Source organism: Parafrigoribacterium soli (assembly GCF_040227235.1).
Lineage (GTDB): Bacteria > Actinomycetota > Actinomycetes > Actinomycetales > Microbacteriaceae > Parafrigoribacterium_A > Parafrigoribacterium_A soli.
Genome location: NZ_JBELNZ010000004.1, coordinates 379,215 through 394,480 on the forward strand (window position 1 = coordinate 379,215; position 15,266 = coordinate 394,480).

General features: G+C 65.8%; 13 protein-coding genes. 4 read left to right on the plus strand and 9 right to left on the minus strand.

Annotated features, from left to right (window positions below):
* The first annotated feature begins 172 nt into the window (after positions 1–172).
* Complete coding sequence (gene xylB, locus ABUA37_RS13035) at positions 173–1,591, plus strand: xylulokinase (RefSeq protein WP_349899640.1); 1,419 nt, start codon at positions 173–175, stop codon at positions 1,589–1,591.
* 123 nt (positions 1,592–1,714) lie between these two features.
* Here xylB and ABUA37_RS13040 read toward each other — a convergent pair whose 3' ends face one another.
* The 4 genes from ABUA37_RS13040 to ABUA37_RS13055 form a co-directional block, all read right to left on the minus strand.
* Positions 1,715–2,800 carry a Gfo/Idh/MocA family protein gene (locus tag ABUA37_RS13040; RefSeq protein ID WP_349899641.1) on the minus strand — a complete coding sequence of 362 codons (1,086 nt, stop codon included), beginning with the start codon at positions 2,798–2,800 and terminating at the stop codon, positions 1,715–1,717.
* A complete protein-coding gene (locus ABUA37_RS13045; RefSeq protein ID WP_349899642.1) occupies positions 2,797–3,504 on the minus strand; it encodes a ThuA domain-containing protein in 708 nt (235 codons plus the stop codon). The genes ABUA37_RS13040 and ABUA37_RS13045 overlap by 4 nt, the downstream gene beginning before the upstream one ends.
* Positions 3,505–3,552: 48 nt before the next feature.
* Positions 3,553–4,713 (minus strand): Gfo/Idh/MocA family protein, encoded by a 1,161-nt coding sequence (locus tag ABUA37_RS13050; RefSeq protein ID WP_407075390.1) that lies wholly within the window; start codon positions 4,711–4,713, stop codon positions 3,553–3,555.
* A 187-nt stretch (positions 4,714–4,900) separates the two neighbouring features.
* Positions 4,901–5,926, minus strand: a complete 1,026-nt coding sequence (locus ABUA37_RS13055) for a LacI family DNA-binding transcriptional regulator (protein ID WP_349899645.1) — start codon at positions 5,924–5,926, stop codon at positions 4,901–4,903.
* A 281-nt stretch (positions 5,927–6,207) separates the two neighbouring features.
* Here ABUA37_RS13055 and ABUA37_RS13060 point away from each other — a divergent pair, with 281 nt between their 5' ends.
* The 3 genes from ABUA37_RS13060 (at position 6,208) to ABUA37_RS13070 (ending at position 9,391) form a co-directional block, all read left to right on the plus strand.
* The gene (locus ABUA37_RS13060) at positions 6,208–7,464 is read left to right on the plus strand and encodes an ABC transporter substrate-binding protein (protein WP_349899646.1); all 1,257 of its coding nucleotides are present in this window, start codon (positions 6,208–6,210) and stop codon (positions 7,462–7,464) included.
* 77 nt (positions 7,465–7,541) lie between these two features.
* Positions 7,542–8,504 carry a carbohydrate ABC transporter permease gene (locus ABUA37_RS13065; protein WP_349899648.1) on the plus strand — a complete coding sequence of 321 codons (963 nt, stop codon included), beginning with the start codon at positions 7,542–7,544 and terminating at the stop codon, positions 8,502–8,504.
* Positions 8,501–9,391 (plus strand): carbohydrate ABC transporter permease, encoded by an 891-nt coding sequence (locus ABUA37_RS13070; RefSeq protein ID WP_349899650.1) that lies wholly within the window; start codon positions 8,501–8,503, stop codon positions 9,389–9,391. The genes ABUA37_RS13065 and ABUA37_RS13070 overlap by 4 nt, the downstream gene beginning before the upstream one ends.
* Before the next feature lie 51 nt (positions 9,392–9,442).
* On the opposite strand, the gene ABUA37_RS13075 is transcribed toward ABUA37_RS13070, so the two are convergent.
* The 5 genes from ABUA37_RS13075 to ABUA37_RS13095 all read right to left on the minus strand — a co-directional run bounded on the left by ABUA37_RS13075 (position 9,443) and on the right by ABUA37_RS13095 (position 15,219).
* On the minus strand, positions 9,443–10,528 hold the full coding sequence (locus tag ABUA37_RS13075; RefSeq protein WP_349899651.1) for a LacI family DNA-binding transcriptional regulator: 1,086 nt from the start codon (positions 10,526–10,528) through the stop codon (positions 9,443–9,445).
* Positions 10,529–10,556: 28 nt separating this feature from the next.
* Positions 10,557–11,567, minus strand: a complete 1,011-nt coding sequence (gene yjfF, locus ABUA37_RS13080) for a galactofuranose ABC transporter, permease protein YjfF (RefSeq protein ID WP_349899652.1) — start codon at positions 11,565–11,567, stop codon at positions 10,557–10,559.
* Positions 11,564–12,595 (minus strand): ABC transporter permease, encoded by a 1,032-nt coding sequence (locus tag ABUA37_RS13085; protein ID WP_349899653.1) that lies wholly within the window; start codon positions 12,593–12,595, stop codon positions 11,564–11,566. The genes yjfF and ABUA37_RS13085 overlap by 4 nt, the downstream gene beginning before the upstream one ends.
* Complete coding sequence (locus ABUA37_RS13090; RefSeq protein WP_349899655.1) at positions 12,592–14,115, minus strand: sugar ABC transporter ATP-binding protein; 1,524 nt, start codon at positions 14,113–14,115, stop codon at positions 12,592–12,594. Before ABUA37_RS13090 ends, ABUA37_RS13085 begins: the two co-directional genes overlap by 4 nt.
* A gap of 120 nt (positions 14,116–14,235) precedes the next feature.
* On the minus strand, positions 14,236–15,219 hold the full coding sequence (locus ABUA37_RS13095; RefSeq protein ID WP_349899656.1) for an ABC transporter substrate-binding protein: 984 nt from the start codon (positions 15,217–15,219) through the stop codon (positions 14,236–14,238).
* Positions 15,220–15,266 lie beyond the last annotated feature (47 nt).

The following is a 15,266-nucleotide window of genomic DNA, read 5'->3' on the forward strand; positions in this document are numbered from 1 at the left end:
GGTCGCTACCAGCGCCCCCTCCCTCCATTTTCATAACTCCTGCACTCTGTCGCGGTGCCGAGTACGCGGCCCGGTTCCTCAGTGGCACCACTACGGGCTTCTGCGATCTGCCTGAGTTGTGAAGAGAACCGAGCAGTAACACGACACGCGTCCAGCGGAGAAGGATGAGCACATGACACTCGTTGCAGGAATCGACTCGTCCACCCAGAGCTGCAAGGTCGTCGTGCGCGACCTCGAAACCGGCGACATCGTGCGCACCGGGCGCGCCTCGCACCCGGCCGGCACCGAGGTCGATCCGAACGCGTGGTGGGATGCCTTGCTCGCGGCGATCGACGACGCCGGCGGCCTGAAGGACGTCTCGGCGCTCTCGGTCGCGGCCCAGCAACACGGCATGGTCGTGCTGGATGCGGAGGGTCGCCTCATCCGCCCGGCCCTGCTCTGGAACGACACGCGCTCCGCCCAGGCGGCCAAGGACCTGATCGCCGAGGTCGGAGCCGAGGAGTACGCGGCACGCACCGGCCTCGTTCCGGTCGCGAGCTTCACCGCGACCAAGCTGCGCTGGCTGCGCGACAACGAACCGGCGAACGCGGCGAAGGTCGAGGCCGTGGTGCTCCCCCACGACTGGCTCACCTGGCGACTGCGCGGGTACGGCCCGGAGGGCGAGAGCCTGAACGGCCCGCGGCTGGAGGAGCTCGTCACCGACCGCTCGGACGCGAGCGGCACCGGCTACTGGAACCCCGCGACCGGCCACTACGACCGCGAGCTGTTCGAGCGGGCGCTGGGCCACCCGGCCATCCTTCCGCGCGTCATGAAGCCCGGCGCCTGGGGTGGCGAGAGCGCCAAGTTCCCGGAGCAGGGCATCCGCACCGGTCGCGTCATCGGCGTCGGTGCCGGCGACAACGCTGCAGCGGCGCTCGGGCTCGGCGCGGGTCCGGGAGATGTCGTCGTCTCGATCGGCACGAGCGGAACGGTGTTCGCCGTCACCGACGCGGCGTCGACGGATGCGAGCGGCACGGTAGCCGGGTTTGCCGACGCCACCGGAGCCTTCCTTCCGCTCGTCGCGACCCTCAACGCCGCTCGCGTGCTCGATTCGATCGCCGGACTCCTCGGCGTCGACCACGCCGAACTCGGCCGACTCGCACTCGAGGCCGAGCCCGGTGCTGGCGGTGCCGTGCTGCAGCCCTATTTCGAGGGCGAGCGCACGCCCAACCTGCCCGACGCCACGGCAACACTCTTCGGCCTCACACTCGCCTCGACCACGAGGCAGAACCTGGCCAGGGCAGCCATCGAGGGGATGCTGTGCGGGCTCGCCGACGGACTGGACGCCATCCGCGCCCAGGGCGTCGAGGCGCGTCGCATCCTGCTGATCGGCGGTGCCGCCCAGAACGAGGCGGTCGCTACCATCGCGGGCCAGGTCTTCGACGTACCCGTGGAGGTGCCATCACCGGCAGAGTACGTGGCGCTCGGCGCGACCGTGCAGGCCGCGTGGGCGCTCAAGAACGCGCGGCCTGACTGGTCGCTCGACCTTGCGGCCAGCCCCGCGCACGACACGCGCCCGATCATCCGCGAGCAGTACGCCGCGAGGCGCTGAGCGGCCGCATTCCCTGCGCACACACCACGTTCCCTGAGCCTGTCGAAGGGAACTGCCCGCTTCGATCCTTCGAGACGGTCGCAGAGCGACCTCCTCAGGGCAGGCAAGCTCAGCGACCGCACCTCACCAGCTATCTGGCGTGGCTCCAAACGGCACTGCCTCCGGGCGCTCCACGGTGCTCGACAGCTCGATTACCCGGTGCTCGTGTCCGGCGCGCAGCACGGCGTCCATGATCTCGAGCACGTGGAACGCGAGTTCGCCAGACGCGCGGTGCGGCCTGTCGGTCTCCACCGCGTGCGCGAGGTCCGCGAGGCCATAGCCACGGCCCGCATCCGCATAACCCGCGGAGGTCGGCACCTCGGTCCACTCCGGCGCATCCACGGTCCAGACCTCGACGGGGTCGGAGAAGCGGTTCGGGTCAGGCACGGCGATCGTGCCGTTCGTCCCGTACACCTCGAAGAGCGGCGTGCGCGTCGCCCACACCTCGAAGCTCACCGTGATGGTGGAGGTCACGCCGTTCGCGTGCTCCAGGATCGCGCTCACGTGCGTGTCGACGTCGACCGGGATGGCCGTGCCTTCCTGGGCGCCGGTGGCGATCGTGCGCTCACGGTTCGAGCGGGTGGCGACGCCGGAGACCCGGACCACCGGTCCGAAGAGGGTGATGAGCGCGCTGAGGTAATACGGAGCCATGTCGAACAGCGGGCCGCCGCCCGGCTGGTAGTAGAACTGCGGTGCCGGGTGCCAGCGCTCGTGACCCGCCGAGCTCCAGTGCACGGCGGCACCGACCGGCTCGCCCACGGCATCCGAGTCGAGCAGCGCCCGGGCGGTCTGGATGCCCGTGCCGAGTACCGTGTCGGGCGCACTGCCCACGCGCAGTCCCTTTTCACGCGCGAGCGCGAGCATCGGCGCGGCCTCGTCGGGGTCGAGCGCGAGCGGCTTCTCGCCGTAGACGTTCTTGCCGGCCTGCAGCGCGCGCGTGGCGATCTGCACGTGGGCGGCGGGGATGGTGAGGTTCAGCACGGTGTCGATGCGCGGATCCGCCAGGAGCGCCTCAACGCTGAGCGCCTCGACGCCCTGCTCCGCCGCGACCTCGGCCGCGCGTGCCTCGTTGACGTCCGCGATCGCGACGACCTTCAGGCCGGGAAGCTTCGGAAACTCCGCGAAGTACTGCGCGCTGATGTTGCCGACGCCGATAATTCCAATGTTCATCGGGCTGCCCACAGCAGGCCCCTTTCCACGATCGTGCGTACGTTGGGGTTGTCCAGGATCTCGAGCCGGTGACCGGGCGCCGACACGAAGATCCGGCCCTTGCCCCACTGACGAGTCCAGATGGCGGGCGCCGTGACCGGACGGTTCCACGCATCCCAGGGGCGCACCTCCTGGGTCGTGGTCGCCAGCACGTCGTTGTACTCGTCGCTCAGCACCCAGTACTGCTCGGTCACGAGATCGAAGTCATCGATGCCCTGGGTGATCGGATGCTGCTTGCCGAGGTCGGTGATGTGCACCGTGTACGGGATGTAGTTGTCCGACTGCTCGCCCGTGCGCTCCGCCGGGTCCTTGCCCGCGTGGTGAGCGAACTGCCCGCCGATCATGTGCAGGTAGTCGGCGTTGTTGCGGTACGAGTCCGCGATGCCGCCGTGCCATCCGCCCATGCCCGTGCCGTTCAACACGGCGTCCTGAAGGCCGGCGAACTCTTCCTTCGTGATGGTGGCCATCGTGTTGATCTGCAAGACCAGGTCGACGGTCTTCATGAACTCGGCATCCGTATAGATGGCCGGCCCCTCTTCGACGCGGATCCTGAATCCGTTGCTCTCGAGGAACGGGATCATCGAGTTCGTGGTCTCGACGGGCTGATGTCCGTCCCAGCCGCCGCGGACGATGAGCGCCTGGCGCTCGCGTGATTCTGTACTCATGGTGTTCTCCTCGCCTGACGGCGATTGCCGCTCATCGTTCCTATAGTTCTATTGTTCCGAGGCTGTGGTGCCCACGGAAATCCAGCTGCTACCGGCGGCAGAGCTGGCCTCGATGGCATCGAGAACCCGCTGTACCTGCAGTCCATCGTCGAATGACGGTCGCGGCTGCCTGCCCTCCGCGATGTCGACGAGCATGTCGCGCACCTGGTGCGAGAAGGGGTGCTCATAGCCGATGCCGTGCCCGGCCGGCCACCACGCCTCCATATACGGATGCTGCGGCTCGGTCGTGAGGATGCGGCGGAAGCCACGCTCCCCCGCGGCGTCGGTTCCGTCGTAGAACTCGAGCTCGTTCATCCGCTCGAAGTCGAAGGAGATCGCGCCGTCGGAGCCGCTGAACTCGAGGCGGAACGCGTTCTTGCGCCCGGTCGCAAACCTCGTCGCCTCGAACGAGGCGAGCACGCCGTCGTCGAGCCGACCGGTGAACAGGGCAACGTCGTCGACCGTCACCGTGCCGCGCTCGCTCGAAGCGGTGCCACTGAGGCCGATGGACTCGCCGAGAAGCGGGCGCTCGTGAACGATGGTCTCGAGGATGCCGCTGACGCTTGCCACCGTGCGCCCGGTCACGAATTGCACGGCGTCGATCGCGTGAGCGCCGATGTCGCCCAGGGAGCCCGATCCCGCGAGACTCTTGTCGAGCCGCCAGGTCATCGGACCCTCGGCGTCGACGAGCCAGTCCTGCAGGTAGAGCGCCCGCACCTGCCGCAACTGGCCGATCCGGCCCGCAGCGACGAGGTCGCGTGCCAGGGCGAGCGCAGGGACCCGGCGGTAGCTGAAGCCGACCATGGCGTAGACGCCACGCTCCGCCGCGCGCGCGGCCGCCTCGGCCATGAGCTCCGCCTCGGCGACGGTATTGGCGAGGGGCTTCTCGCACAGCACGTGCTTGCCTGCCTCGAGAGCGGCGATCGCCATCTCCACGTGCGTGGACCCGGGGCTGCAGATGTCGACGAGGCCGATGTCGTCGCGCTCTATAACCCGCCGCCAGTCCGTCTCGGCCTCGGCCCAGCCAAACTTCTCGGCCGCTGCCTCGACTCGCGAGCGGTCGCGGCCGACGATGACCGACATCCGTGGTTCGACGGGAAGATCGAAGAATCGCGGGGCGACCCGCCAGGCCTGGGAGTGCGCCGCACCCATGAAGCCATAGCCCATCATCGCCACGCCCAGCGAGGGTCGATTCATCTGTGCGGACTCCTTCATCCGTGGGCCGCGAAAAAGCGCGCCCGACTGCTTATGCGTGTCCCGTCACGCTATCCCGCTCGTGCCTGTCTGCGCAAGCTTTCTCAACTCGTGAGGAAAGTTGTCGGAGCGTAGTTGCGCTGCGACTGCCCTCGAACGGGTCTCAGCGCGCGGCGGGTGGCGCGGTGCTGCCCCGCACGACAAGACTCGTCGCGAGGTCGAGGCGCACGAGCTGTGGGTCGGTTTCTTCGCGCAGCGCGAGCACCAGTCGGGTGGCCTGTTCTGCCATCTCGATGAGCGGCTGACGCACCGTGGTGAGCGTCGGCCCCATCCAACTCGCGGTGGGCACGTCGTCGTAACCGACGACCGAAACGTCGTCGGGAATCGACAGTCCGAGCTTGCGCGCGGCCTCGTATACGCCGAAGGCCTGCAGGTCGTTGCCTGCGAAGATCGCCGTCGGCCGGTCGGGCATGGAGAGGAGCTTGGTACCCGCGGCCACGCCGTCCTCATAGTGGAACGAACCGCCCTTGATCAGCGCCGGATCGAAGGCGATTCCACCCTCATCGAGCGCCGCGCGATAGCCAGAAAGTCTGGCCGTCGAGCAGAGCATCTCCTGGGGCCCCGTGATCATGCCGATCCTGCGGTGACCGAGCTCCACGAGGTACCTCGTCGCGGCGAGCCCACCCGACCAGTTGCCCGACCCCACCGAGGCGACATCGGCATCCGGATCGCCCGCCGGGTCAACGATGACAAAGGGGATGTTGCGGGTGCGCAGCTGCCGCTTGTGGTCAACGGAGAGCTTCGAGAACAGCAGGATGACGCCTACGGGCTGGCGCCTCATGATGCCGTCGATCCAGTCCGGTGCCTGGGTGTAACGATCGCCGCTCTCGGTCAGGATCACGCTCAATCCATGCTCGCGCGCAACGCGATCGACGCCGCGGATGATCTCCAGTGACCATTCGCTGTCGATGTTCTCGAAGACGAGCTCGATGAGCCTTCCCTGAGAGTGCGCGGTGCCGCGCCGACTGTATCCCGCCGAGTGCAACAGGTCCTCGATGCGCTCGCGCACGGACTCGGAAACGCCGGGGCGACCGTTGAGCACCTTCGATACCGTCGACGTTGAGACGGATGCGTCGTGTGCAATCTCCGCGAGCGTTGCGCGCGGTGACGAAACCTTTTGCAGACTCATGCGCTCATGTTAGCGGCCATATTGCTCTTTGCATCGGGCGAAGTTGTGCGAGCTTGTGCGAACTTGCACCGCCGTTTCCTGTTGACAAAGGCCCTCGAACCCATGAATACTGATGCCGTCGCAGCACGAAACCTTTTCACCAGTAGAGCGACACATGCATCCAACGACGAATCATGGCCGCCGCCCCTTCGGTCGGCGGTGGCTGGAAAGGAACTGTCATGGCTTCACAATCCACAGGATCTTCATTCTCGAGGCGTGGATTCCTAGGAATCGCCGGAAGTGTGGCAGCAACTGCCGCACTCGCGGCGTGTAGCAGCGGCGGCGGAGCCGGAGGCAGCTCCAAGCCGCTCAAGTTCTGGAACATGCCATGGGGCGGCACCGAGTTCAACCCCACCGACAAGCAGATCACTCTCGCCTACAAGCCGAAGGGCGGCCTTCCCGCTGCGAAGTACCAGGAGATCCAGTGGGCGAACTTCACCCAGACCTTCTCCTCGGCCGTGGCATCCAACACGGGCCCGGCTGTCAGCTCCGGCGGTGGAACGCAGGCGTTCCAGTTCGCCGCACAGGGCAAGATCGCCTATGCGGATGACCTGCTCGACGAGTGGAAGAAGAACGGTCTCTACGACGACTTCTTCGACGGCCTCGTCGACACCATGAAGACGGATGACGGCTACGCGGCCATTCCGTACAACCTTGACATCCGCTGCTCCTGGTACAACAAGTCCCTCATGGAGCAGGCCGGCGTCGAGTCCCCGAAGACCTGGGACGAGTACCGCAACGTGTGTGCGGCCCTCAAGAAGATCGGCGTCTTCGGCTTCGGTGTCGGTTCAGGTGCGGGCAGCTTCACCGGCAGCCACATCCTCACCGCGTTCATGATCAACAACGGTGGCGGCCTCTTCAACGCTGACAAGAAGCCGGACTGCGTGACCCCCGAGAACATCGAGGCGATGGAGTTCATCCTCGACCTCGTGAAGAGCGGCTACAGCGACCCCGCTGCGGCCACCTACACGAGCGACAACGTTCAGGCTCAGTGGAAGGCCAAGAAGTTCGGCTTCGGCTGGGATGGCGCAGGCCTTCCGTCCGGTGCCGTCGGCGATGTCGCCGGTGACCTGGTCGTCGGTGACCCGCTCGAAAGCCCCAGCGGCAAGAAGGGTGGCCTGTACTTCCCGAACAACATCATGATGTACAAGAACACCCCCAGCCAGAAGGGCTCTGAGGCGTTCCTCACGTACTACTACAAGAACATGTCGCCCCTGTGGACGAAGAAGACGGGTATCGGCCTCCCGCCGCTCAAGTCGATCGCTGACACCCCGGAGTTCAAGTCGAACGCCAACAACGTCAAGATCGTCGACGAGTGGCAGCCCATCTTCAAGACCTGGGCTGCGCCCGGCACGACCGGTCTCTTCGCGAACATCGCCAACACCGTTGACGGAACCGCGCCGATGATCACCTTCGCCCAGGCCATCCTCGGTGGCAAGACCGACGCGAAGTCTGCGCTCACCACGCTGCAGAAGTCGATGGAAGGCCTCATGAAGTAACGAACCGATTCGGGTGGGTCCGGCCTAGGCCGGGCCCACCCGTTCTATCATTACGAGGACCTTCGAAGGAGAAGTACATGACGACCGAGTCCGTTACCGGAGCGCTTAAAAAAGCGCGAAGTGGAGTAGGAGTCGGTGGCTCCGGACGCTCACCGAGCGGCCGAGACCGCAAGCGCGCATTCACCCACACCCGAACATTCACCCTGTTCGTGCTGCCATCGCTCATCCTGCTCGTTCTGCTGAACGTCTACCCCGTTGTCTACGCGGGCATGCAGTCACTGCGCAATGGCGACCTTCTGAGCGCCGGCGATTTCGTCGGCCTCAACAACTACATCTCGGTGGTGCAGACGCCGGCCTTCCTGCACGCGACGATCTTCACGATCGTCTTCACGGTCGTCGGCGTGTTCGGCAGCTGGGCCATCGGCCTGGCGCTGTCACTGCTGCTGCGGACCCGCATCCCGGCTAACGGCCTGTTCAAGGTGCTGCTCCTGCTGCCCTGGGTCGTGCCGGTGGTCGTCTCCGCCACCTCGTGGAACTGGCTCGTTGCGACCCCTCAGTCGCCGCTGCCGATCATTGCCGACGCGCTCGGCTTCGGCAATCCGCTGTTCCTCGCCGACCCGCTGAACGCCCAGATCGTCGTCTGCATCTTCAAGGTGTGGATCAGCTTCCCGTTCATGATGATGATGATGTCGTCGGCGCTCGCGTCCGTCGACATCAACGTGTACGAGGCCTCGAAGGTCGACGGTGCTTCGAGCTGGCAGACCTTCGGTCGCATCACGCTGCCGATGATCTCACGCTCCACCTACATCAGCTGGATCCTGATGACCATCTTCTGCGTCAACGACTTCCCCAGCATCTTCCTTCTCACCGGCGGTGGGCCGGTCAACTCGACGCAGACGCTGGTCGTGCTGGCCTACTCCACGGTGTTCCAGAACTTCCAGACCGGCCCCGGTGTCGCGATCGCGTTCATCATGACGATCGTGCTCGTGATCATCTCGGTGCTGCTGTACCGCCAGATTCGAAAGGTGAACATCGAATGAGCACCGAAGCTCCAGCAGCCCAGCTCGTGGGCAAGCTCCAGGTAGGGGTAGCCCCCTCGAAACGCCGCACGCTCACCCAGATGCAGGAACGCGGAAAATGGTGGCGCTTCGCCGCGCTCGTCGTGATCTGCGCGATCGTGCTCATTCCGATCTTCGCGGTGCTGGTCCTCTCGACGCAGCCGTCACTCGGCAGCCAGGCGCACGGATTCACGCTCGAGAACTTCGGCACCATCTTCGCCAAGACGAAGGTGGGGACGTGGCTGCTGAACAGCCTCACGGTGACGCTCATCACGGTGCTCGTCGCCGTCGTCGTCGCGGCTCCCGCCGGGTACGTGCTCTCGCGCGGTCGCAGCAAGCTCGTTTCGGGCTATTCGCTCGTGCTGTTCGTTGTGCAGTCGCTGCCCGTGGTCACCGCCGTCATCCCGCTGTTCATCCTGTTTGCGCAGCTCGGACTGGTCGACAACCTCGCGGGTGTCACGATCATCTACGTCGGCTCGACCATGTCGGTGGCGATCTGGATGATGGCGGCGTACTTCGACTCGATTCCGATCACGCTCGAGGAAGCCGCGTGGATGGACGGCGCCTCAGTGTTTGGCGGGTTCCTGCGCATCGTGTTGCGCAACTCGCTGCCTGGCGTGCTGTCGACCGCGATCTTCGCGTTCCTGCTCGCCTGGAACGACTATCTGGTCGCGGTGGTGTTCCTGCGCTCCGACGAGAACTACACGCTCCAGATCGGGCTGCAGACGTTCTTCCAGCAGAACCAGGCCAACTGGGGCCTCGTCATGGCGGTGGCCGTGGTCATGATGCTTCCACCGGTGCTGCTCTTCGCCCTGCTGAACAAGTACTTCAGCGTGGGCGGGATCGGCGGTTCGCTCGCGGGCCGCTAACCGGCCAGGCGGGTAGCACGACAGCGCCTCCTGCCGCCGAGCACTCGTTGCTCAGGCGGCAGGAGGCGCTGTCGATTCGCGCACGACGAGCTGCGGAACCGACTTCGTGTGCTTGTGCGCGTCTTCGTCTTTCAAGACCTCGAGCAGCCCGGCCATGATCTCGCGACCGAGCTCGCTGAAGTCCTGCCGCATGGTCGTGAGCGGCGGAGAGAAGAACTCCGCTTCGGGAAGGTCGTCGAAGCCGATGATGCTCACGTCCTCCGGAACCCGAACGCCGTTCTTCACGAGGCCCTGAATCACTCCGAGGGCCATCTGGTCGTTGCCGACGAAGATGGCGGTGAAGTCGAGCGGCGGGGTGAGCGTGAGTCCGTAGCGATAGCCGCTGCCGGGCGACCAGTCGCCCACGGCAGGTTCGCGCGCCTGAAGGTCGTGCTCCGCCAAGGTGTCGCGCCATGCGCGCACACGTTCGATGGCATCCATCGAGTCGCTGGGGCCGGAGAGGTGCAGTATCTCTCGATGCCCGAGAGAGATGAGGTGCGCCACGGCGGCGCGCGCGCCACGGTACTGATCGATGGAGACGCTGTGGAAGCCACCGCGACCGCTGGACTCCACGGCGATGAGCGGCACACCCAGCTCGATGCCGCGGATGGACTCGAGCGCACCGCGCCTCGATGCGATGAGAACGAGCGCTTCGACGTTCTGGCGCAGCAGCAGGTCGACGGCGGCACGCACCGACTCCGGATCGGAGTCGAGCATGCTCGCCATGCTCACCGCATAGCGTGCCTCGCGGGCGGCCTCGTTGAAGCCGATGACGGTGCTGGACGGGCCGAAGTCGGGTGCGCCGGTGGTGACGAGTCCGATGGTGCGCGATCGCTTCGTGACGAGCGCCCTCGCGGCGGTGGATGGCCGATAGCGAAGCTGCTTGATCGCATCCTCGACCCTGAGTTTGGTCGAGGGGCGAACATTCGGCAGGTCGTTGAGCACGCGCGAGACGGTCTGGTGAGAGACGCCGGCGAGGCGCGCGACGTCGAAGATCGTTGCGACGCGGGCTCTCTGCTCGCCTGTACTCACCCGCACCGCCGACTTCTCGCTGCGTACACCCGCGCCGGACTCTGGCTCCTCGACAGCTGAACTCAATTATGCCGCCCCCGGTGACCTCGCGCAGTCATCGCTTCCTGGCGAGGAACACGCGCTGCAGGATGACGAAGAGCAGGAGCAGTCCGCCGATCACGATCTTGGTCCACCACGAACTGAGCGTGCCGTCGAAGCTGATGATGGTCTGGATGATGCCCAGCACCAGCACGCCGAGCACCGAACCGAGCACATATCCGGAGCCGCCGGTGAGGATCGTGCCACCGATCACCACGGCCGCGATCGCGTCGAGTTCCATGCCGACCGCGGTCAGGCTGTAGCCCGAAAGCGTGTAGAAAGTGAAGAGCACCCCGCCGAGCGCGGCACAGAAGCCGCTGATGACGTAGACGAGGATGCGCGTGCGCGTGACCGGCAGGCCCATCAGCATGGCCGACTGGTCCCCCGTGCCGATCGCGTAGACCGTGCGGCCCGTGCGCGTGTAGTGCAGCACGAAGAACGCGGCGGCCACGATGATGAGCGCAACGATGACACTCGGCGTGAGATGCAGGTCGGGGCCGAGTGGGAGTTGGGTCTGGGCCATCGAGGTGAAGAATGGATCGCTGATCGAGATCGACTTGAGGCTGATCACGTAGCAGAGGCCCCTAGCGAGGAACATCGCGGCGAGCGTCGCAATGAACGGCTGGATGTCGAAGTAGTGGATGACGAGTCCGACCAGCAGTCCGAGCGTCGACCCGGCCAGCAGCACGACGAGGATGACCGGCGCCGGCGACCATCCGGCCCGCAGCAGATAGGCGGCAATCATCGTCGAGAGCCCCACGACGGAGCCGACCGAGAGATCGATGCCGCCGGTGAGGATCACGAAGGTGGACCCGACCGCGAGCACGATGAGGAACGAGTTGTCAATGAACAGGTTCAGCACGACCTGCCCGGAGAAGAAGCCGCGGTAGCTCGCGGAGCCGGCGGCGAACATCACGATGAGCAGTGCGAGCGTGACGAGCACCGAGACGTAGCGAGAGTTCGGGAGGTACCGGCGGATGCCGGTGCGGGCGAATACGGGCGCCCTGCCCGTGACCTGGACGCTCATGCTGCGACACCTTCCTTGATGGCGAGTGCACGCTTTCTTCGCATGTTTCGGATTCGCGCCTGCATCGCGGGCGACTGCAGCAGGCAGACGGCGATAACGACGATGGCCTTGAACACGAGAGTGACCTCGGGCGGGATACCGACCGTATAGACCGTGGTGGTCAGCGTCTGGATGATGAACGCACCGATGAGGGTGCCCATGAGCGAGTACCGTCCGCCCATGAGGGAGGTGCCGCCGATGACGACCGCGAGGATCGCATCCAGTTCGATCCACAGCCCGGCGTTGTTGGCGTCCGCGGCCGTGACGTTGGAGCTGATCATGAGACCGGCGACGCCAGCACACAGAGCGCTGAAGACGTACACGGTCCAGATGATGCTGCGCGAGCGCACTCCGGCGAGCCGGCTCGCCTCGGGGTTGATGCCCACGGATTCGATCAGCACTCCGAGTGCGGTCTTCCTCGTGAGCAGTGCCGTGATGGCGAACATGACGGCGGCGATCAGGATGGAGGCGGGTAGTGCCAGCCAGTATCCCCCGCCGATCACCTTGTACGGCGCGCTCGTGACCGTGATGATCTGCCCCTGCGTGATGAGCATCGCGAGGCCACGGCCGGCGGTCATCAGGATGAGCGTGGCGATGATGGGCTGGATGCCGATCACCGAGACCAGCAGTCCGTTCCAGAGCCCGAGCACGATCGCGAGCACGAGTGACGCGCCGACCGCCAGCATGACGGTCGAGACGCTGCCCGGATGCGGCGACGCGGCGATCATGGAGCAGGCGAGGGCGCCGCAGATCGCGACGATTGCACCGACCGAGAGGTCGATGCCCCGGGTGGCGATGACGAGGGTCATTCCGAGAGCGACGAGCACCGTCGGGGCTCCGTTGCGCAGGATGTCGATGATGCTGCCGAAGAGGTGGCCGTCCTGCAGGCGGATCGAGAAGAAGCTCGGCTCGACGATGACGTTGAGCACGAGAAGTGCGACGAGGGTGACGATGGGCCAGACGAGCCGGCCTCTCAGGATGGCGCTCATGCTTCCGTTCCGCTCGCGATTAGGGTCATGACCTGGCCGAGGCTCACATCGTCGTTCTCGATGTCTGCCACCTTTTCCCGGTCGCGCATCACCACGATGCGGTGGCTGAGGCGCAGCACCTCCTCGAGTTCCGCGGAGATGAAGAGCACTGACATCCCGTTCTCTGCCAGCTCGATCACGAGCTTCTGGATCTCGGCCTTGGCGCCCACGTCGATGCCGCGGGTCGGCTCATCGAGGATCAGCAGGTGCGGCGCCACCGCAAGCCAGCGCGCGAGCAGCACCTTCTGCTGGTTGCCGCCGCTGAGGTTGCGCACGAGCGCATCCGGGTTCGCCGGGCGGATGTTGAGCGCCTTGATGTAGCTCGTCGCGAGTTCGTCCTGCCGCTTCTTCGGGATGCGCCGGAACCAGCCGCGATCGGCCTGCAGTGCGAGCACGATGTTGTCGCGCACGCTGAGGTCGTCGACGATGCCCTCTGCACGCCGGTTCTCAGAGGAGTAGGCGATACGCCGCTTGAGCGCGGCCCGCGGTGTGCGCAGCCTCGAGGCCTTTCCGCCGATGCGCAGCTCGCCGGCGTCGGCGTGATCGGCGCCCGAGAGGAGCCTCGCGAGTTCGGTCCGACCCGAACCGAGCAGACCCGCGAGGCCGACGACCTCGCCCTCGTACACGCTGAGGTCGATCGGGGCGAGAGAACCCTTGCGACCGAGGCCGATCGCCTCGACGAACGGCACTTCCTCGTCCGCGGCATCCACGGTGCTGCGCGTCTTGCGCTCGAGGTCGTCGAGCACCTCGACCTCTTTGCCGATCATCTTGTGCACGAGTTCGATGCGCAGGATGTCGTCGGTGAGGTACTCGCCGACGAGCTGCCCGTTGCGCAGCACCGTCAGTCGATCGGAGATCTCGTACACCTGCTCGAGGAAGTGCGAGACGAACAGGATGGCGACGCCGCTCTTCTTGAGCCGGCGGATGATGCGGAAGAGCTCCGCCACCTCGTCGGTGTCGAGGCTCGAGGTCGGCTCGTCGAGGATGAGCACCTTGGCCTGGATGCCGATCGCCCTCGCGATGGCGACCAGCTGCTGCACGGCGAGCGAGTGGGAGCTGAGGAGGGAGTTCGGGTCGATGTCGAGGCTGAGTCCCGCGAGCAGCTCCGCCGCCTGCGCCCTCGTCTTCTTCCAGTCGATGGCCGGCCCCCTGCGGGCTTCGCGGCCGAGCATGATGTTCTCGGCCACGGTGAGATTGGTGAGGAGGTTGACCTCCTGATAGACGGTGCTGATGCCCGCGGCCTGCGCCTGCGCTGGCGATGAGATCGACAGCGGCTTGCCATCGAGCAGGATGCGCCCGGTATCGATGGAGTAGACGCCGGTCAGAGCCTTGATGAGCGTCGACTTTCCCGCTCCGTTCTCGCCCATGAGCGAGTGGACTTCTCCGGGGAACATGCGGAAGTCGACCCCGTCGAGGGCTTTGACACCCGGGAACGCTATCGAGATCCCCGTCATGTCGATGACGGGAGCGGGCTGGCTCATGCGGATGGCTTTCTCTTCGTTGAGGTGAATCCTGGGCGAGGCACGCGCCTCGGCGCCAGCCGGGCGTGATGAGACCGTAGCGTAACTGCGGTCTCATCCGCGCCCGGCCGGCGCGACCGGTCAGTACTTGCGCGTCGGCAGCGCTTCCTTGGCCTGGGCCGACGTGAAGGTCGTCTCGTCGGTGACGATGCGCTTCGGCAGCGAGTCACCCGCCGTGATCTTCTTCACGATCTCGATCAGCTGCTTGCCCATGAGCGGGTTGCACTCCACGACGAAGTTGATCTTGCCGTCGGCAGCAGCCTGGAGCCCGTCGTGCGTGGCATCCGCGGTGATGATCTTGATGTCCTTGCCCGGCACCTTGCCTGCGGCCTCGATCGCCTCGATGGCACCGAGACCCATGTCGTCGTTCTGCGCCCAGACGAGCTTTACCTCGGGGTGCGACTTCAACAGAGCCTCCATGACCTGCTTGCCGCCCGAGCGGGTGAAGTCACCCGTCTGGCTTGCGACGATCTTGAGCTTCGGGTTGGCGGCGATCGCGTCGGCGAAGCCGGAGGTGCGGTCGAGCGCGGGCGCCGAGCCGGTGGTGCCCTCGAGCTGGATGATCGGCACGGTGTCGGTCGCGTCCTTGTACTCGTTCACCGCCCAGTCACCGGCTTCCTTGCCCTCCTTGACGAAGTCGCTGCCGAGGAACGTCACGTAGAGCGAGGTGTCCTTGGAGTCGACCGCGCGGTCGGTGAGCACAACCGGGATCTTCGCCGCCTTGGCTTCCTTGAGTACGGTGTCCCAGCCGGACTCAACGACCGGCGAGAACGCGATGACGTCGACGCGCTGCTGGATGTAGGAGCGGATCGCCTTGATCTGGTTCTCCTGCTTCTGCTGCGCATCCGAGAACTTCAGCTGAATACCCGCGTCTTTGAAGGAGCTCTTGATGTCCTTGGTGTTCGCGGTGCGCCATCCGCTCTCGGCACCGACCTGGGCGAAGCCCACGACGATGTCCTTGGCGTCCTTGGGGCCGCTGGAGCTCGAGCCGCCTCCAGCCGCACAGCCGGAGAGGGCGATCGCGATCGCCGCCCCTGCCGCTGCGATGGTGAGTAGTTTCTTCATCTAACCAAACCTCCTTGTTTAGTGCCGGTCTGCTGAGCCGCGGCCCT